Genomic DNA, 18,932 nt, shown 5'->3' with positions numbered 1-18,932 from the left:
TGTGAACAAGTTTTAATTAATAGTGATACTAGCGATTTTCCTAACGGAAAACGCATTGGTTAAGCTAATAAGAGCACACGGAGGATGCCTAGGCGCCAGGAGCCGACGAAGGACGTGGCGAACAACGAAACTGCCTCGGGGAGCTGTAAGCAAGCTTTGATCCGGGGGTGTCCGAATGGGGAAACCCAGCTGTGGTAATTCGCAGTTACTTCTCTCTGAATACATAGGAGAGATAGAGGCAGACCAGGGGAACTGAAACATCTAAGTACCCTGAGGAAGAGAAAACAATAGTGATTCCGTCAGTAGCGGCGAGCGAACGCGGAACAGCCTAAACCAAGGGGCTTGCCCCTTGGGGTTGTGGGACGTCTCACATGGAGTTACAAAGGAATATGGTAGGTGAAGAGGTCTGGAAAGGCCCGCGATAGAGGTAAAAGCCCTGTAGCCTAAACTGTGTTCTCTCCGAGACGGATCCCGAGTAGTGCGGGGCACGTGAAACCCCGTATGAATCCAGCAGGACCATCTGCTAAGGCTAAATACTACCTGGCGACCGATAGTGAAACAGTACCGTGAGGGAAAGGTGAAAAGCACCCCGGAAGGGGAGTGAAATAGAACCTGAAACCGTGTGCTTACAAAAAGTCAGAGCCCGATCTAGGGGTGATGGCGTGCCTTTTGTAGAATGAACCGGCGAGTTACGTTTAACATGCAAGGTTAAGGTGAGAAGCCGGAGCCGCAGCGAAAGCGAGTCTGAATAGGGCGACTTAAGTATGTGGACGTAGACCCGAAACCGTGTGATCTACCCCTGTCCAGGGTGAAGGTGCGGTAACACGCACTGGAGGCCCGAACCCACGTATGTTGAAAAATGCGGGGATGAGGTGGGGGTAGCGGAGAAATTCCAATCGAACTCGGAGATAGCTGGTTCTCCCCGAAATAGCTTTAGGGCTAGCCTCGGTGAATGGAGTGGTGGAGGTAGAGCACTGATTGGGTGCGGGGCCCGCAAGGGTTACCAAGCTCAGTCAAACTCCGAATGCCATTAACTTCTTGCCGGGAGTCAGACAGTGAGTGCTAAGATCCATTGTCAAAAGGGAAACAGCCCAGACCATCAGCTAAGGTCCCCAAGTGTGTGTTAAGTGGGAAAGGATGTGGAGTTGCACAGACAACCAGGATGTTGGCTTAGAAGCAGCCACCATTGAAAGAGTGCGTAATAGCTCACTGGTCGAGTGACTCTGCGCCGAAAATGTAACGGGGCTAAACACACCACCGAAGCTATGGCTAGATGCTTTGCATCTGGGGTAGGGGAGCGTTGTATGTGGGTTGAAGGTGTACCGTAAGGAGCGCTGGACAGCATACAAGTGAGAATGCCGGTATGAGTAACGAAAAGATCAGTGAGAATCTGATCCGCCGAAAGCCCAAGGTTTCCTGAGGAAGGCTCGTCCGCTCAGGGTAAGTCGGGACCTAAGGCGAGGCCGAAAGGCGTAGTCGAAGGACAACAGTTTGAAATTACTGTACCACCGTAATCCGCTATGAGCGATGGGGTGACGCAGGAGGGTAGTGACGCGGACTGATGGATGTCCGTCTAAGCAGTGAGGCTGGTGTGTAGGCAAATCCGCACATCGTTAAGGCTGGGCTGTGATGGGGAGCGAAAATTACAGTAGCGAAGGTCATGATCTCACACTGCCAAGAAAAGCCTCTAGCCAGGAGAAGGTGCCCGTACCGCAAACCGACACAGGTAGGCGAGAAGAGAATTCTAAGGCGCGCGGAAGAACTCTCGTTAAGGAACTCGGCAAAATGACCCCGTAACTTCGGGAGAAGGGGTGCCTCGGTAGGGTGAATAGCCCGAGGGGGCCGCAGTGAAAAGGCCCAAGCGACTGTTTAGCAAAAACACAGGTCTGTGCGAAGCCGCAAGGCGAAGTATACGGGCTGACGCCTGCCCGGTGCTGGAAGGTTAAGGGGAGCGGTTAGGAGTAATCCGAAGCTGTGAACCGAAGCCCCAGTAAACGGCGGCCGTAACTATAACGGTCCTAAGGTAGCGAAATTCCTTGTCAGGTAAATTCTGACCCGCACGAATGGCGTAACGACTTGGGCGCTGTCTCAACGAGAGATCCGGTGAAATTTTAATACCTGTGAAGATGCAGGTTACCCGCGACAAGACGGAAAGACCCCATGGAGCTTTACTGCAGCTTGATATTGAATTTGGGTACGATCTGTACAGGATAGGTGGGAGCCGTAGAGGCAGGAGCGCAAGCTTCTGCGGAGGCGCCGTTGGGATACCACCCTGATCGTATCTAGGTTCTAACCTGGTGCCCTAATCGGGTACGGGGACCGTGTCAGGCGGGCAGTTTGACTGGGGCGGTCGCCTCCTAAAGAGTAACGGAGGCGTTCAAAGGTTCCCTCAGAATGGTTGGAAATCATTCGAAGAGTGCAAAGGCATAAGGGAGCTTGACTGCGAGACCTACAAGTCGAGCAGGGACGAAAGTCGGACTTAGTGATCCGGTGGTACCGCATGGAAGGGCCATCGCTCAACGGATAAAAGCTACCCTGGGGATAACAGGCTTATCTCCCCCAAGAGTCCACATCGACGGGGAGGTTTGGCACCTCGATGTCGGCTCATCGCATCCTGGGGCTGAAGTAGGTCCCAAGGGTTGGGCTGTTCGCCCATTAAAGCGGTACGCGAGCTGGGTTCAGAACGTCGTGAGACAGTTCGGTCCCTATCTGTCGTGGGCGCAGGAAATTTGAGAGGAGCTGTCCTTAGTACGAGAGGACCGGGATGGACGTACCGCTGGTGCATCAGTTGTTCCGCCAGGAGCATGGCTGAGTAGCTACGTACGGACGGGATAAGCGCTGAAAGCATCTAAGCGTGAAGCCCCCCTCAAGATGAGATTTCCCAATCAGTAAGACCCCTTGAAGACGACGAGGTAGATAGGTTGGAGGTGGAAGTGCAGCAATGCATGGAGCTGACCAATACTAATCGGTCGAGGGCTTATCCAACAAATTAAGACGCAGATTCGTTTCGGATTCAGTTTTCAGGAATTAAGGTTCCTGAAGCATTTACGCTGTAAATGCCCGTTTGGTGGCGATAGCGGAGGGGTTCCACGCGTACCCATCCCGAACACGACCGTTAAGCCCTCCAGCGCCGATGGTACTTGGACCGAAGGGTCCTGGGAGAGTAGGACGCCGCCAAGCACAGAGACCACTGTTGATTAATCAGCAGTGGTCTTTTGTTTATGCTACGCTTTGCCAATCCTAGGAATGGAAAGAACTCAAGGGGAGATTTTTAATGATCATCTGGATTAATGGTGCGTTTGGATCTGGAAAGACGGAAACGGCTTATGCACTAAACCGCAGAATACCACAATCTTTTGTGTTCGATCCGGAGAATGCAGGATATTACATCCGAGATAACACTCCGCACGAGATATCCCAAGATGATTTTCAGGATCATCCTCTTTGGCGCGAAATAAACTATTCCATGCTAAAATACATAGAATCTCAGTACAGTGGAACTATTATTGTACCTATGACCATTACGGATTCCGGCTACTTTATGGAGATTGTTGGCAGACTAATGCAAGAAGGCGTAGAGGTTCATCATTTCACCTTATGTGCTTCCCAGGAGACACTGCTTAGAAGATTGAATAGCCGGGGGGACTCTAATAACTCTTGGCCCGCCCAACAGATTGAGCGATGTCTCAAGGGCCTTGCACAGGAGATATTTCAATGCCACCTGAATAATGACCAGTTGACAGTTGATGAGGTAGTAGAGGCTATAGCGTTGCAGCTGGGTATCACCCTGTTACCCGCTTAATTTCAGCTCTAATTATTGCAGATTAGCTAGCTTGAAGATCTTACTGAAAGAAAATAAATTATAAAATCCTTATAAACTATTGCTATATAATCTTATAATTGATATAATATTTTTTGTTGTCACAAAAGGCAACTTTATTGTGGCCCGTTGGTCAAGGGGTTAAGACACCTCCCTTTCACGGAGGTAACATGGGTTCGAATCCCATACGGGTCATCAACTTTTTATCGAATTCCGCTGATAAAGATTGCTTTTATCAGAAGAATGTGTTAAGATCATTAAGTTGCTTCTTTCATTGGAGGCTTAGCTCAGCTGGGAGAGCATCTGCCTTACAAGCAGAGGGTCGGGGGTTCGAACCCCTCAGCCTCCACCAGAGGATTCGCTAAATAGCAGAATGTTTTGCTTCTGGGAAGATCAAAGAAATAAATACTTTTTACTGACGCGGGGTGGAGCAGCCCGGTAGCTCGTCGGGCTCATAACCCGAAGGCCGCAGGTTCAAATCCTGCCCCCGCAATTATTTGGAACCGTGGTGTAGTTGGCCTAACATGCCTGCCTGTCACGCAGGAGATCGCGGGTTCGAATCCCGTCGGTTCCGCCATTTATGGCACCGGGTTAGAATCTCAGCAATATCATACATACTGTGTGCGGACGTGGCTCAGCGGTAGAGCATCGCCTTGCCAAGGCGAGGGTCGCGGGTTCGATTCCCGTCGTCCGCTCCATAATATGCGCCCTTAGCTCAGCTGGATAGAGCGTTTGACTACGAATCAAAAGGCCGGGAGTTCGAATCTCTCAGGGCGCGCCATTTTTACTCTAATAATTAAATATACGCCGGCGTGGCGGAATGGCAGACGCGCTCGACTCAAAATCGAGTGGGAAACCGTGGAGGTTCGAGTCCTCTCGCCGGTATATCCAATACAGGCTTATAGAATTGCTTTCGGGCGATTTTGTAAGCCTGTATTTTATATTTTAGCAAGAAATGATTCATAGCTTGCCAAGCGCACACTTCGGCTTGCGGTGTTATGCCGAGAGCCGATAATCGGCCTATAAGCTCCGCGTTAACGGCTAACTGTTATTTTACAATAAGCTGCTTTACTTGCTCAGGAAGCTCTTCTGGCGATATTTCTTCCCAATCTGTTACACCGCGCAGAAAGGTCGCAAACAGCTTCAAACTCGCATTCTTCTGAAGCTGTTTACTGGCAGTGAAGCTTAATTTCTTGGTGTTCCCCTGAGCTGTGTATCCGGTAAGTTCATAATTGTATCTGCTGTATCAGGATACAGCCATATCTTTATGCTTCAGCCGATGAACTGACCACGCCGCGAACAACACAATGAACATAACATTCATGAAGAAAAAGGAAAGATAATCTGCAGGTGTCCATTCCCGCTGGTTCAGCACACTCATACCGATGGTCAGCAGGGAGTAGGGGAACAACATACCGATTTTGACTACATACATGCCCAGGCCAAGAAAGACTGCACAGAGACTGATTCCGATCGGGGCAGCGAAGCTGCGTATGCGTATGGAAAAACCTAATTGCAAGGCGGCAATAGCCACCGAGGAAAGCCATCCGCGAAAGCCCCAGACTATCGTTTCTGTCGGAAAGGCTCCGGAAATGGATAACAGCTGACCCGCTGACCAGTACATTACCATGAATAATGTCTGCACTATGAAGATGAGTAAGCTTACGATAATGAGCTTGGACATAAATACGCTTGAAACAGATACGGGTGAGGCCAGAATCAGATTCCAGTTGCGGTTGTTATGTTCAAGCCTGCATACGAATGCACAACAGATGGCAATGAGTATGGGCAGAAAAAATTCCCCATAGAATAAACTGACCTGTGTCCACAAGCTGTACCATCCATCCTGCAGGGCGGCCTGATTGAAATAAAAGTTGAAACAGCCGATCACCAGACTGATGACGGGCAGGATGGCCAGCACAAGGCCGATCCGGGAATGGCGAAGCTTAAGCCATTCTGTTGAAACGCTTCTGAGCATCTTGTTACCTCCTTAGACATCTTGTCTTGAAATATGAAAATTGCCGCAAATATAAAAAACAAGTGCCATGAATAAGACTGCAAGCAGCAGGCCAGGGTGCATCGTTCCGCTTAAATAAGTGCCGGAAGAGGCGCTATAAATATACGTGACCGGGCTCAGATCCATATAATAGGACCAGATGAAGAAATGTCGAAGGGAGGCAGGAAACAGAGTTAGAGTTGTGCCGAGAAAACCGCCCAGCATCCCCAGACTCAAGGCAAAGGCCTGATTTTTTACGGCCAGTGACAACCATTGCTGCATGGAGGTGATGGCCAAATTAGTGAGCAGCGTTCCGGCAATGAAATGCAAAAGCAGAGACACCGGCAGCGGCCCCGCGAAGCTGTTGAGGGCTGCGAAGCCGACGATAAATGCCGCCTGGATGACGATGCCGTACAAAGCCAGGCTGCTGGCACACAGGTACTTGGCTGCATAGACGTGATTGCGGCCTATAGAGGTTGTCATAAGCATTTTCCAGGTGCTGCCCTTATGCTCCATATCACAAATCCTGGAGACAATGATCGCCGATATTATGGGCAGGAAAAGCCCGTTCATGGAAGAAAGAGTAAAGATCAGCGCTTCCCAAGTGGCATTGTCCGGACTGCGGGAGATCGAGATGCTCATAGACATTGAAGCCCACACCAACTCAGCAATGAGAAACAAGGTCAGCATCAACCAGACTTTTTTACGGCGGATTTTAAAATACTCTAAAGCTAAGGCCTTTATCACAGACTCCGCTCCTTTCCGGTCAGATCAAGAAATATGTCCTCCAGACTTTTTTGATGTTCCTGAATTCTCGAAACAGAAAGGTTGTTTTCAACCAGAATCCGATTGATCCGGGACACCTCACCGTCATCCAAGTATTCGAATATAAGCCGCTTCTCTTGTAATTCAGGCTTGTAATCATGTGCATGCAGTACTTTTTTGGCTTTGGCATTATCATTGGTCTGGATGTGTATGGTTGCCTTGTTATTCTTTCGAAGGTCTTCCATCGTTCCCTGGAACAAAAGCTTGCCTTCACTGATAATTCCAACGGAAGTTGCAATCTGTTCGATTTCCGACAGCAGGTGGCTGGAGAGCAGAATCGTTATTCCGTATTGTCCCGGCAGGGATTTTATCAGTTCACGGATTTCTCCGATCCCGGCAGGGTCCAGTCCATTTGTAGGCTCATCAAGGATCAGCAGACTCGGGAAGGCAAGCAGAGCCATAGCAATGCCAAGACGCTGCTTCATGCCCAGCGAATATTGGCTGGCTTGTTTGTGCTTTTGATTTTCAAGACGCACGATCTTCAGAACTTCATCTATATTTTTGTTGGGCACGTTCCTCAGACGCTGCATCACCCGCATGTTCTCTAACCCGGTGAGATGTCCATAGTAGGACGGGGATTCAATCAGTGAACCCGTTTGGTTAAGGATAGATGCCCGGCTGTTCTCCAAGTCTTTGCCGAAAATCTTGATCGTTCCTTCCGTAGGTTTAATTAGACCCAGCAGCATTTTTAAAGTAGTGGTTTTCCCCGCTCCGTTAGGACCTAGAAACCCATAAATCTCACCTTTCTCAACAATCAGACTAATTTGATGTACCCGGTGTATACCGTCATAAGATTTGGAAAGATTATGCGTCTGCACGATAGGGGACGAATTTATCAAGCCTCTCAACTCCATTTCTATAATGGTTCTTCAGTAATTAATATAGAGAGGTCTTCTTGCTTCCGGCTGAAGATAACCTTACAGTTACCTTAAATGAGAATAGAAAATATCGAGTTTCGGGCTAGATCAGGTATACTAAACTGGGTGATGCGAATTGGATATCATAAAAAATAAAAAAGTACTGATCGTGGATGACGAACCAAAAATCCTTGAAATGATAGAGATGTTTTTACGTAAAGAAGGTTTTTTTCGTATTTTCATAGCTGGTAATTATGCTGATGCGTTGAGGATCTGCAGGATGGAAAAGCCGGATGCGGCCATTCTGGATGTTATGCTGCCTGACGGAGATGGATTTTCTCTTCTTTCCGCAATCAGAACATTTTCGGACATGCCGGTGCTGTTTCTCTCCGCGCGTGGAGAGGATGAGGACCGGTTGCTTGGTCTTGGGCTGGGCGCGGATGATTATATCGTCAAGCCTTTTCTGCCGAGAGAATTGATTTTACGGCTGAGGGCCATTTTAAAGCGGGCATATGCCTTCAATGCTCCCGAGAGGCTCCCTGTCTTCCGCCTGGGCAGACAGACGATAGATTTGGAGAGCGCTGTTGTGCGTAGAGAGGGCACCGAGCTTCCTCTGACAGCCAAAGAACACGCAATACTGATTAAACTGCATGAGAACCAAGGAAGAATCGTAACAAGCGACGCCCTATGTCAGGCGGTATGGGGAGATGACAGCTTCGGCTATGAGAATACATTAATGGTACATGTGCGGAGAATCCGGGAAAAAATAGAAGAGGAACCATCCAAGCCCGTGCATTTGCTTACGGTAAGAGGACTTGGTTATAAGCTGCTTGTACAGGGGGACCGGTAATGGATGGGGTTATCCGGATTTTACGGAAATTTGTTGTAGCGACGATTCTGGTTTCCGTCCTGCTGCTTCTGTTCAACTTCATTATGCTGGGCTCCCTGGTATTCAAGGAAGTGCATAAAAGGCCTTCTCCGGAGACCGTTGTACAGCAGATTGCTGAAGGACTTACGGGGGGGAACGGAAAATATACTTTAGATGCCCAATCGGCGAATCTCCTGAAACAGGATCAAGCATGGGTTATGCTGCTGGATGAGAAAGGGGAGGTAAGGTGGAGTGAGAAGTTGCCTGAAGAAATTCCGCGTTCCTATACTCTTATTGATGTGGCTAAATTTTCACGCTTTTATCTCAAGGAGTATCCTGTGTATGTCTGGGAACATAAAGAGGGGCTGCTTGTCTTAGGGTATCCGAAGAATACGTATGTAAAATACCCGCTTGAATTTTTAGTGGATTGGCTCAAGTCACTGCCTATAAGAATTGTACTGGTCTTCGCAGCCAATATTGCTCTGGCTTTACTGTTATCCTTATTCACGGGGAACCGCTTAATCCGCAGCATTCGGCCACTGATTGAGGGGATTCATGCACTGGCGAAGGAGAGGCCGGTCCATGTGGACAAGGGTGGCATTTTCCGTGACCTGTCGGAAAGCATAAATTCAACATCGGACATGCTGCAGAATAAAAATGACGCGCTTAAGGCCAGAGATGGAGCACGCTCCAATTGGATCGCAGGTATTTCACATGATATCCGTACGCCGCTTTCTATGATTCTGGGCTATGCAAGTGAACTGGAGGAGCAACCCGGACTGACAACTGAACAACAACAGCATGCAGCCACTATCCGGCGGCAGGGAGAGATTCTGCGATCTTTAGTGAATGACCTGAATCTGGTATCCATGCTAGAATACGAAATGCAGCCGCTGCATCTAAAGCAGATCCGGCTCTCGGTCCTGGCAAGACAGGTGGCTTCCGAGTTTTTGAATAACGGCTTGGATGAGCGTTATTCCATTACAATCAACATCACAGATGAGAGCTTAAAAATTACGGGGGATGAGCGATTGCTGTATCGTGCTGTAAGCAATCTGGTTCATAACAGCGTACGGCATAACCCGAAAGGCTGTGAGATTGTACTGGAGACCTCAAGTACTTCTGAAGGTGCCTTTTATCAATTTGTTGTTGCGGATAACGGGACAGGCATTCCTAAGGAGCAATTATCAGAAGTTGTTGTTTTGCCCTATACGGCTGGACGGATCCGCCCTGTTCGTCAAGGTCATGGATTGGGACTTCCGATGGTTGCACGAATCGCACAGGCCCACCAAGGCATGCTTATTCTAGAAAGTGACAAAGGCCAGGGGTTAAAAGCAACATTGAGATTGCGGGCGCATATTGTCCTTGAAAAGACGGGGAACCCGATGCCGGAGACGGCGCTTTGAGCTGTTTAATATTAACTTTGATGAACCCATAAGGAGTGCCATGAATATGTTCAAAATTATGATTGTGGAGGATGATCCCAAAATTGCGGATCTTCTGTTGTCTGCTATTTTAAAGTACGGTTATGATGTGGTGCGGGTGAAGGACTTTCAACAGGTGTTGGAGGAATTCCAGCAGGTTAAGCCGGAGCTGGTGCTGCTTGACGTGAATCTTCCGAGTTACGACGGTTATTACTGGTGCCGGCAAATCCGCCGGATTTCCACCTGCCCGGTACTGTTTATTTCGGCCCGTGAAGGTGAAATGGATCAGATTATGGCACTTGAGAATGGCGGGGATGACTATATCACCAAGCCATTTCATTCAGGGGTTGTTCTGGCCAAGATTCACAGCCATCTCCGCCGTGCTTACGGGGAGTATGCGGCGAGACGCGAGGAGCCGATGATAGAGCTGGAGAGGCTTACTCTCTATCCTGAAAGGCTTGAGCTGCAGCTGGGACAATCCATGGTGATCTTGACTAAAAAAGAATCGGATATTATAGAGAGCCTCATGGAGCGCTACCCAAGGGTGGCCAGCAGGGAGGCTTTGCTGGAGAAGCTATGGGATCCGCAAGCTTTTGTGGATGAAAATACTCTCAATGTAAATATTACACGGGTCCGGAAGAAGTTCCAGGAGCTTGGCATCGAAGAAGCTGTGCTTACGGTCAGGGGATCAGGCTATAAGTTGAACATCACCTGGACAGAGGACAGCCAATGAAGCTGTTTATCCGGGAGCATACTTTATTGATTGCCGTTCAAATTGTTCAATTTGCTGCAATACTATCCATTTACTGGCTCGATGGCTATAACCATCTTTCGACTGCTCTATATGCGGCCTTCATAGGTTTTTTCTTCCTTGGCTGTTATTTGGTTCGTCATTATCTTACCCGGCGCCGCTACTATCTTCGCCTGAGCCGGCCACTGGAAACGCTGGACGAATCTTATCAAAAGATTGATAACACACCTGTCTCCAAAGCGCTTGAAGAATTGCTGCATGCTCAGTACCGCCATTCTATGCAGCAGCTCATAGCGGTGAAAAAGCAGCAGGAGCAGCACTTAACCTTTATTGATCAATGGGTTCATCAAATGAAAACGCCGCTGTCGGTCATTGAGCTCACGGTTCAGAATATGGATGAGCCTGAGTTTGCCAGCATCCGTGAGGAGCTGGAGCGGATGCGCAGCGGCCTGCATACGGTGCTGTACATGGCCAGGCTCCGTGCCTTTGAAAAGGATTTCCACATCAAACCTGTCGTTCTGCCGCAGCTCGTGAACGAGGTTGTGCATGACCACAAACGCCAGTTCATCCGCAACCGGATATTTCCCGAGGTTCCGGCTGCGGATCCCGGGATTACTGCCCAGAGCGATGAGAAATGGCTGTTCTTCATGCTGTCCCAAATCATTAACAATGCCATCAAATATTCAGCGGCCAAAGATACAGAGGATAAAAGAATTGTCGTTTCCTGCTACTTACGGAACGCTGAACCCATCATTGAGGTCAGAGATCAGGGGATAGGGATCCAGGCGTCTGATCTCAAACGGGTCTTTGATCCTTTTTTTACTGGCGACAACGGGCGGGGGCTGCGTGAATCTACGGGGATGGGACTGTATTTGACGAAGGAGTCTGCCGACCGTCTCGGGCACCGGCTTGAGCTGGAGTCGGAGGTTGGCGTAGGGACAGTGGTGCGCATTGTATTTGCAGCTAATCATTAGCTTACATCCGTGTAATAAAAGTGAAACCTAAATCGATAGTTGATGTTCTGTGTCTCCGGTATAGTGGTTTATAGAAGGATTTAACGCAGGAGAGGAGATAGAAGCATTATGCTGGAGGTAAGACAGGTTAGTAAAATATATGAAGGAAATGTGGCCTACCGGGCTTTGACTGACATTGATCTAACTATCGACGCTGGAGAATTCGTCGGGATTATGGGTCCTTCCGGAAGCGGGAAAACAACTCTTCTTAATATGATTGCCACAGTCGACGGCCCAACCACAGGGGAAATTATCATCGACAACAAGGATATAGGAAAGCTGAGCAAAAACGATTTGGCGGTATTTCGCCGCCGGCAGCTAGGATTTGTTTTTCAGGACTTCAATCTGCTGAATACCCTAACCGTGGAGGAGAATATTGTGCTGCCGCTGACACTGGATGGAACCCAGATCAGCGAAATGAAGCAAAAGGCACAAACGATTGCCGATAAGCTGGGAATTACCGCCATCATGAAAAAACGTACCTATGAAATCTCCGGGGGGCAGGCCCAGCGGACGGCAATCGCCAGAGCTATGATTCATTCACCCAAGCTGCTGCTGGCAGATGAACCCACCGGTAATCTGGATTCCAAAGCGGCAAAGGATGTCATGGATATGCTGGAAACCATCAACCGGGAACAGAAAACGACCATGATGCTTGTTACCCATGATGCTGTAGCCGCGAGCTATTGTCATCGGGTAGTGTTCATTAAGGATGGCAGATTTTATACGGAGATCCACCGTGGGGACAACCGCCAAAGCTTTTTCCAGAAAATCATTGATACACTTTCACTGCTGGGGGGATATGGAAATGACGTTCCGTCAATTCGCATTCCGTAACGTCAGCCGGAATAAACGGCTCTACACCGCGTATTTCTTGAGCAGTATGTTTACCGTAATGGTGTTTTTCACCTTTTCCATCTTTGCGTTTCATCCGATGCTTAGTGAAGATCGTATGCAGTCGAGTGCGGTGGTTGCCCTTTCGGTGTCGAAATGGATTATCTATGTGTTTTCCTTTTTTTTCGTGCTTTACTCGATGAGCGCATTTCTGCAATCGCGGAAAAGGGAATTCGGATTAATGATGATGCAGGGTATGACTACCCGCCAACTGCGGACGATGATTTTTCTGGAGAATATGATTATCGGGTTCGGAGCAACTATTAGTGGTATCGGTCTGGGAATTGTGTTCGCAAAGGGGATTTTGCTTGCCGGGGAGCAGGCGCTTGCGCTCAATGAGCAGCTGCAATTCTATTTTCCGTTCAAGGCGATCTTCCTCACGCTGGCTTCATTCATGCTGCTGTTCGTTCTGATCTCCCTGTTTATTTCAGTGGTGCTGCGGAGCGGCAAGCTGATCACACTCATCAAGGCGGATCGTCAGCCCAAACGGGAGCCGAAGGCTTCACTGCTGCTATCACTGCTTGTGGTGGCATTACTTGGGACCAGCTATTTCCTTTCTTTACGGGCAAGCGGCTTGGATGTTGTGTTCTTGCTTCCGCCTGTAGTAATTATGGTGACTATTGGTACGTATCTGCTGTTCACACAGCTCAGTGTATATCTGATCCGGAAGCTGAAGCGAAAAGAGCGTTTTTTCTGGTTTAAGACCAATATGCTGCTGTTCTCCGATCTCTCCTACCGGATGAAGGACAATGCACGCTCCTTTTTTCTGGTCGCCATCATCTCTACAGTTTCCTTTAGTGCCATAGGCGCATTGTACGGATTTCAATCCATGCTTAATGGGTCAATGACGAAGGAAAATCCTTATCTGTTCACATATCTGGCCGCGGATAGCGACAGTAAGGAACAAGCCCATGTACAACTGATTGATCAGAGCTTAAGTGAATCCAGGGTTACCGCTGAAAAGACTTTGCTTAAGCTCAATTATTATACTGCTGAAGGCAATCAAACACTTACTCTAGTGAAGCAAGCTGAGTATAACCAGCTTGCGGAGCTGCTTGGGATCAAACCTATAAAGCTATCTGACGGGAAGGCGGCCATCGTTGATTTTGGGCTGTCGCGGAAAGGTGAAAAGATGCTTCACCTGCCTGTAAAGCTACAGTCCGGGATAGTTATCGAAGCAACACAGGCGGTTGTGTCCCCGGCGATACGGGGCATGAGCGGCTATTACGTTGTTCCTGATGAGCTGTTTACAAAGCTGGCCCAGCCGGATAAAGAGAGTCATTATTATGCCTGGCACGGACCGATTAAACAGCAGGGAGCGGTGGCTGCGGGCGGAAAGCTGACCAACAAGCTTCCGTATGACGAAAATTATGAATTTTATGCACTTGAATTTCAGACAAACCGGATTAATGAAAGCTTTGGGCCACTGATGTTCATCGGTTTCTTTATTGGAATTGTGTTTTTTGTCTCTGCCGGCAGCTTTCTTTATTTCCGGCTATACAGTGACCTGGATGAAGATAAACAAAAGTTCAAGGCCATTTCCAAGCTGGGACTGAGCGAAAGAGAGCTGGGCAAGATACTGAACCGCCAAATCAGTCTGCTGTTCTTCGCTCCTATCGTTGTCGCACTGGTGCATGGAGCGGTAGCGCTTACCACTCTATCCCACATGTTCAATTATTCAATGTATAAAGAATCCGTTCTTGTACTCAGCCTGTTCTTTATCATTCAGCTCGTTTACTTTTGTGTTGTCCGTCTGTTCTACACCAGACAGATTAAATCGGCACTGGCCGGATAAAGCTTATGCCTGTAAATGCACACAAAGAAGCCGCTCCTGTGAGGGAACGGCTTCTTTGCTATTTATAAACGCTAAATACAACTTATACCAAGTTGGGAATATCCACTGCAGGCTCACTGTCAGCTTCGTAATCCACACCTTCTGTGCGGAAGCCGAACAGATTGAAAAAGTCTTCCTGATATCCGGCAAGGTCGGCAAGCTCAGGGACATTATCCGTTTCCAGCTCGGTCCAGCGGCGCATCACTTCAGTCTGAATATCCTCACGCATTTCCCAATTGTCGATCCGGATCAGGTGGCTGCCATCAGCAGCAGCCTCGCCGCCGTTGTATAAATGCTCAGCAAACAAACGGTACATCTGCTGGATGCAGTTCTCATGCAGCTCTTTATCCTTCATCACTCTGTATAGTGCTGAAATATAGAGCGGTACCACAGGAATAGCTGAGCTTGACTGAGTAACCAGAGCTTTGTTGACGGAGACAAAGGCACGACCGCCTTGTGGCTTAAGCTGGTCATTTAAAGAAATTGCAGTTTTTTCGAGATCATTTTTGGCTTGGCCGATCGTTCCGTCCTTATAGATCGGGTGGGTAACTTCCGGCCCGATATATGAATAGGCAACGGTAGTAGCCCCATCTGCAAGAACGCCTGCTTCCTGAAGCTGGTCGATCCACATGCCCCAGTCTTCACCGCCCATGACGGCTATGGTCTGGCGGACCTCATCGTCTGTCGCTGGCTCAATGCTGACGGTAGAGACTTCACCGGAGTGGAAGTTCATCGTTTTGTTCGTATACGCGCTGCCAACGGGTTTAATTACAGATGAGAAGGTTTCTCCCGTTACCGGATGAGTGCGGCGGGGGGAAGCTACACTGTAGATCACGAGATCCACTGTGCCGTATTCGGCTTTAATGAGCTCGATCGTTTTTGCTTTTATCGCATCAGAGAAAGCATCGCCGACGATGCTGTGTGATTTGAGGCCAAGCTTCGCCGCCTGCTGCTCAAGTGCTGCGGAGTTATACCAGCCGGCAGAGGCGGTGCGGGCACCCTCAGCAGGCTTGTCAAAAAACACGCCAATCGTATTCGCGCCTGCACCAAAAGCGGCGGTAATCCGCGATGCCAGACCGTATCCGGTAGAAGCGCCGATCACGAGAACATTAACCGGTCCATTCAGTTTCTTCTGTGCTTTTACATAGTCAATTTGCTGCTCCACTTGCTTGGCGCATCCCTCAGGATGGGCAGTGGTGCAAATAAAGCCGCGGGTTTTGGGCTGAATAATCATCAAGGAAATCCCCTTTGTTTAGTTTTTAACTTAATTTCCGCTAATATAGAGTATAGCAAATGATAGCTTAGAAAGATAAGTTTTGAAATTAAATTATTTTGCTGCAGGACAGCGGGAAGCGTTGAAGATCAATTTTTCCTCTAAAGCGCATAATTGCTTCCTTCACAGGTCACAATAGGGAAAAAGCAGAATGAAGGGATTAACATGAATGCTTTTCGTTTGAAAGAACAACTGTGGCGGCGGTGGAGACGTTGGAAAAAGGCTCCTTGGGTGGGAGCGGCCTGTATCGCTTTGACGGTAGTGGCCTGGCGCGGCATGCAGGTTCCGGAGGAGATCAGCGGATTGTTAAGCAATTCAGACTGGGCGATACCGGTGGAGTCGTTAGGCGAAACCTACAGCCCGGAGCAGACCGGAGGGCTGGGTGACAGCGTGGCCGCGGTGGCGGCCGTTTCTAATAATATCGGAAACAGCAGGGAAGACGGCAGTGCCGCTGTAGAGAGCAAACAGCTGCTGGAAGCGGTTAGCCAAGACGCTGTCAGCAGAAAGGTACATTTGAAGACGGTCTATGTGACGGGCGTAGAAGTACAGACCCTTTCAGGAGAGCGGAATCCGGGCCAGCTTAAAGTGCTGATAGAGAAACATCCGGGCTGGAACGGCTGGATTAGCGAGGAAGGCGACTTGTGGCTGGAGCATCGAGTAAATGATCTTTCACCGCTGACCAAAAAGGATGCGTATATCGGTGTAGACGCACACGGGAACTTAAGCCTGTTCAAAGGTCCGCCGGCAGCGGAAAAAGTGCTGAAGACTTTTTTTCAGATGGACATAGGCTCCATGAAGTCTTCGCTCCCGGAAGGGATTATGAAACAGCTGCATGAAGGAATACGGGTGCAGGACATTGAGGAATACAACAGCGTGTTGTCGACATTCAGCGATTATGCACGCGATTCTGCGGAGCAGGCAATGCAGTCGGAATAAGCAGCAGAGAATAGTACTGGAAGGCCCCTGATCTTATGATCGGGGGCTTTTTGGCATGAGGGTTACAAATGAGGCAACATTTATATGTTGTAGTATTTCTGGAGAGGAGGCAAATTTTTTTCTCTGCTAGAGGGATTTTTGCTATAATGGGTAGAAGGAATACATATGTTCGCTTTAAGAGCGGGCAATGGATGAATACGGTGGAATATCCTGCCTGTTAGAAGGAGAGATTGGGCTTGCGCATCTTAGGAATAGACCCGGGGCTGGCGATTGTCGGCTTTGGCTTCGTAGATAAGGAAGGAAATAAATTGACGCCGGTTCAATATGGCAGTATTCAGACCGAGGCGCATACGCCTGAGGAAGAACGGCTGCTGCATGTCTATGAGGGCATGGTGCAGCTGATAGATAAATATAAGCCGGACGCAGTGGCAGTGGAAAAGCTGTTCTTCGCCCGCAATGTGACAACTGCGCTCCCGGTGGCCCAGGCACGGGGTGTGCTGATTCTGGCTGCCGTGCAGCGCGGGCTTCCCGTCGCCGAATATACACCGATGATGGTGAAGCAGGCTGTGGTCGGTTATGGCAAGGCTGAGAAGAAGCAGGTACAGGAAATGGTGAAGCTGCTGCTGAAGCTGTCCGCTGTTCCTAAGCCCGACGATGTGGCCGATGCGCTGGCAGTGGCTGTTTGCCACGCCCATTCGGTGAGTCTTAATTCCAAATTAAATGAGGTATTGCGAAAATGATAGATTACTTAAGAGGACCGGTAGTACATTTGGAGTCGGAATATGTGGTGCTGGATGTCCAGGGTGTAGGATACCGGGTGTTCTGCCCGAATCCTTATGCGTTCGCCAAGTCGGAAGGACCCGTGACCATCTACATCCATTATCAGACACGGGAGGATGCCACACTGTTGTTCGGATTCCCGACAAGGGAAGAACAGAAGCTGTTCCGCAAGCTGATTGAGGTGTCCGGCATCGGACCGCGCGTAGCGCTGGGGATTCTGACCGGCGGCACACCGGACCAACTGATCTCAGCGATTTATCAGGAGAATATCACTTTCCTAACCAAGCTGCCGGGTATTGGCAAGAAGACGGCGCAGCGGATGATTCTGGATCTGCGGGACAAACTGGATGGTTTGAGCGCCGCCTCTATGCAGACCGGGTTATTTGCGGTACCGATGGAAGAGCAGAATGCCGCCCTGCCGTGGCAGGAAGCCAGAGACGGTCTGAAAGCGCTCGGTTATACCGAAGCAGAGCTGGACCGGGTATGGCTGACGATGAAGAAAGAAGGCACAGATACAGGGACTGTTGATGTGCTGATGAAGAAGGCGCTGGGGCTGCTGTATATCGCCAAATAAGCCATAACGCAGCTGCCTAAAGGGACAGCCTTGAAGAACGGAGTGAGGAAATAGATGGATGACCGGATTATATCGGCGAATCTGATGATGGACGAGCAGGCGGTGGAATTAAGTCTGCGTCCCCGTTATCTGGGCGAATATATCGGACAGACACAGGTGAAAGAGAACCTGAAAATATATATTGAAGCAGCCAAAATGCGCAGTGAGGCACTGGATCATGTGCTGTTGTACGGGCCTCCGGGTCTTGGCAAAACCACGCTCGCGAACATTATCGCCAACGAGCTTGGTGTGAATCTGCGGACGACGTCCGGGCCGGCTATTGAGCGGCCCGGGGATCTGGCGGCGCTGTTGACCAACCTGCAGGAAGGCGACGTGCTGTTTATCGACGAAATTCATCGCCTCCACCGGACTGTGGAAGAAGTCATGTATCCGGCGATGGAGGATTTCGCGCTCGATATCATGATCGGCAAAGGGCCTAGCGCCCGTTCGGTGCGGCTGGATCTGCCGCCCTTTACACTGATCGGAGCCACCACGCGGGCCGGGTTGCTGTCGGCGCCGCTGCGTGACCGCTTCGGGGTGGTCAGCCGTTTGGAATACTATACGATTGATGAGCTTAGCTTCATCGTCTCCCGCAATGCCGAACTGCTTGGCATTGAGATCCTGGGCGATGCCGCTGAAGAGATTGCCCTGCGTGCCCGGGGAACACCGCGGATTGCCAACCGCTTGCTGAAGCGGGTCCGCGATTTCGCCCAGGTGCGCGGTGACGGAATCATCACCCCCGATATTGCGGGTGAATCGCTGAAGATGCTGCAGGTCGATCCGCGCGGGCTGGACAGCATAGACCATAAGATGCTGCACTCGATGATCACCGCCTTTCGCGGCGGTCCTGTCGGGCTGGATACGATTGCCGCCACGATAGGCGAAGAGAGCCAGACTATTGAAGATGTGTATGAACCTTATCTGCTGCAGATCGGTTTCCTGCAGCGCACTCCCCGGGGACGAATGGTAACCCCGGCGGCTTATCATCACCTGGGTCTTCCGCTTCCTCCGGAGCAGCATTAAAGTTGAAATGCTAGGCCCACAACAA

Annotated in this window: 15 protein-coding genes, 7 tRNA genes, 2 rRNA genes and 1 pseudogene; 20 read left to right on the top strand and 5 right to left on the bottom strand. The window is 49.6% G+C overall.

The window, feature by feature from the left end:
• Window positions 1-57 precede the first annotated feature (57 nt).
• The 10 genes from NST99_RS26720 to NST99_RS26675 all read left to right on the top strand — a co-directional run bounded on the left by NST99_RS26720 (window position 58) and on the right by NST99_RS26675 (window position 4,705).
• Window positions 58-2,985 (top strand): 23S ribosomal RNA (locus tag NST99_RS26720).
• A 78-nt stretch (window positions 2,986-3,063) separates the two neighbouring features.
• Window positions 3,064-3,180 (top strand): 5S ribosomal RNA (gene rrf, locus NST99_RS26715).
• Window positions 3,181-3,274: 94 nt separating this feature from the next.
• The gene (locus NST99_RS26710) at window positions 3,275-3,802 is read left to right on the top strand and encodes an AAA family ATPase (protein ID WP_341095713.1); all 528 of its coding nucleotides are present in this window, start codon (window positions 3,275-3,277) and stop codon (window positions 3,800-3,802) included.
• A 141-nt stretch (window positions 3,803-3,943) separates the two neighbouring features.
• Window positions 3,944-4,015: transfer RNA gene (locus NST99_RS26705), tRNA-Glu, on the top strand.
• 81 nt (window positions 4,016-4,096) lie between these two features.
• Window positions 4,097-4,172, top strand: a tRNA-Val gene (locus tag NST99_RS26700).
• 67 nt (window positions 4,173-4,239) lie between these two features.
• Window positions 4,240-4,313, top strand: a tRNA-Met gene (locus tag NST99_RS26695).
• 6 nt (window positions 4,314-4,319) lie between these two features.
• Window positions 4,320-4,397 (top strand) — tRNA-Asp (locus tag NST99_RS26690).
• 46 nt (window positions 4,398-4,443) lie between these two features.
• Window positions 4,444-4,518 (top strand) — tRNA-Gly (locus NST99_RS26685).
• A gap of 6 nt (window positions 4,519-4,524) precedes the next feature.
• Window positions 4,525-4,601, top strand: a tRNA-Arg gene (locus NST99_RS26680).
• 25 nt (window positions 4,602-4,626) lie between these two features.
• Window positions 4,627-4,705: transfer RNA gene (locus tag NST99_RS26675), tRNA-Leu, on the top strand.
• A 163-nt stretch (window positions 4,706-4,868) separates the two neighbouring features.
• Here the strand turns inward: NST99_RS26675 and NST99_RS26670 are convergent.
• From NST99_RS26670 to NST99_RS26655, 4 genes and pseudogenes are all read right to left on the bottom strand, one after another.
• Window positions 4,869-5,051 (bottom strand): annotated as a pseudogene (locus NST99_RS26670) (YxeA family protein); the annotation flags it as partial.
• 15 nt (window positions 5,052-5,066) lie between these two features.
• The gene (locus NST99_RS26665) at window positions 5,067-5,798 is read right to left on the bottom strand and encodes an ABC transporter permease (RefSeq protein ID WP_341095711.1); all 732 of its coding nucleotides are present in this window, start codon (window positions 5,796-5,798) and stop codon (window positions 5,067-5,069) included.
• Between the two features lie 12 nt (window positions 5,799-5,810).
• Complete coding sequence (locus NST99_RS26660) at window positions 5,811-6,563, bottom strand: ABC transporter permease (protein WP_341095710.1); 753 nt, start codon at window positions 6,561-6,563, stop codon at window positions 5,811-5,813.
• Window positions 6,560-7,495 (bottom strand): ATP-binding cassette domain-containing protein, encoded by a 936-nt coding sequence (locus NST99_RS26655; protein WP_445744993.1) that lies wholly within the window; start codon window positions 7,493-7,495, stop codon window positions 6,560-6,562. The genes NST99_RS26660 and NST99_RS26655 overlap by 4 nt, the downstream gene beginning before the upstream one ends.
• Window positions 7,496-7,634: 139 nt before the next feature.
• Here NST99_RS26655 and NST99_RS26650 point away from each other — a divergent pair, with 139 nt between their 5' ends.
• The 6 genes from NST99_RS26650 (at window position 7,635) to NST99_RS26625 (ending at window position 14,243) form a co-directional block, all read left to right on the top strand.
• The gene (locus tag NST99_RS26650; RefSeq protein ID WP_341095708.1) at window positions 7,635-8,348 is read left to right on the top strand and encodes a response regulator transcription factor; all 714 of its coding nucleotides are present in this window, start codon (window positions 7,635-7,637) and stop codon (window positions 8,346-8,348) included.
• Window positions 8,348-9,772: a sensor histidine kinase gene (locus NST99_RS26645; RefSeq protein ID WP_341095706.1), complete on the top strand. Its 1,425-nt coding sequence runs from the start codon at window positions 8,348-8,350 to the stop codon at window positions 9,770-9,772. Before NST99_RS26650 ends, NST99_RS26645 begins: the two co-directional genes overlap by 1 nt.
• Before the next feature lie 46 nt (window positions 9,773-9,818).
• Window positions 9,819-10,523: a response regulator transcription factor gene (locus NST99_RS26640; protein WP_341095704.1), complete on the top strand. Its 705-nt coding sequence runs from the start codon at window positions 9,819-9,821 to the stop codon at window positions 10,521-10,523.
• Entirely contained in the window at window positions 10,520-11,515 is a 996-nt protein-coding gene (locus tag NST99_RS26635; protein WP_341095702.1) for a sensor histidine kinase, read from the top strand. Before NST99_RS26640 ends, NST99_RS26635 begins: the two co-directional genes overlap by 4 nt.
• A 108-nt stretch (window positions 11,516-11,623) precedes the next feature.
• On the top strand, window positions 11,624-12,391 hold the full coding sequence (locus tag NST99_RS26630) for an ABC transporter ATP-binding protein (protein ID WP_341095700.1): 768 nt from the start codon (window positions 11,624-11,626) through the stop codon (window positions 12,389-12,391).
• The gene (locus NST99_RS26625) at window positions 12,363-14,243 is read left to right on the top strand and encodes an ABC transporter permease (protein WP_341095697.1); all 1,881 of its coding nucleotides are present in this window, start codon (window positions 12,363-12,365) and stop codon (window positions 14,241-14,243) included. Before NST99_RS26630 ends, NST99_RS26625 begins: the two co-directional genes overlap by 29 nt.
• Window positions 14,244-14,325: 82 nt before the next feature.
• On the opposite strand, the gene fabV is transcribed toward NST99_RS26625, so the two are convergent.
• A complete protein-coding gene (fabV, locus tag NST99_RS26620; RefSeq protein ID WP_341095696.1) occupies window positions 14,326-15,516 on the bottom strand; it encodes an enoyl-ACP reductase FabV in 1,191 nt (396 codons plus the stop codon).
• Window positions 15,517-15,720: 204 nt separating this feature from the next.
• Here fabV and NST99_RS26615 point away from each other — a divergent pair, with 204 nt between their 5' ends.
• From NST99_RS26615 to ruvB, 4 genes are all read left to right on the top strand, one after another.
• Window positions 15,721-16,491 carry a BofC C-terminal domain-containing protein gene (locus tag NST99_RS26615; protein ID WP_341095694.1) on the top strand — a complete coding sequence of 257 codons (771 nt, stop codon included), beginning with the start codon at window positions 15,721-15,723 and terminating at the stop codon, window positions 16,489-16,491.
• 236 nt (window positions 16,492-16,727) lie between these two features.
• The gene (gene ruvC, locus NST99_RS26610) at window positions 16,728-17,231 is read left to right on the top strand and encodes a crossover junction endodeoxyribonuclease RuvC (protein WP_038595613.1); all 504 of its coding nucleotides are present in this window, start codon (window positions 16,728-16,730) and stop codon (window positions 17,229-17,231) included.
• Window positions 17,228-17,845 carry a Holliday junction branch migration protein RuvA gene (ruvA, locus tag NST99_RS26605; protein WP_341095693.1) on the top strand — a complete coding sequence of 206 codons (618 nt, stop codon included), beginning with the start codon at window positions 17,228-17,230 and terminating at the stop codon, window positions 17,843-17,845. The genes ruvC and ruvA overlap by 4 nt, the downstream gene beginning before the upstream one ends.
• A gap of 54 nt (window positions 17,846-17,899) precedes the next feature.
• The gene (gene ruvB, locus NST99_RS26600) at window positions 17,900-18,907 is read left to right on the top strand and encodes a Holliday junction branch migration DNA helicase RuvB (protein ID WP_076109170.1); all 1,008 of its coding nucleotides are present in this window, start codon (window positions 17,900-17,902) and stop codon (window positions 18,905-18,907) included.
• Window positions 18,908-18,932 lie beyond the last annotated feature (25 nt).

Source organism: Paenibacillus sp. FSL L8-0470 (assembly GCF_038008625.1).
In the GTDB taxonomy this organism is placed as follows: Bacteria; Bacillota; Bacilli; order Paenibacillales; family Paenibacillaceae; genus Paenibacillus_AQ.
Note: the sequence above shows the minus strand (reverse complement) of the source record. Positions and strands in the feature narration are given on the sequence as shown.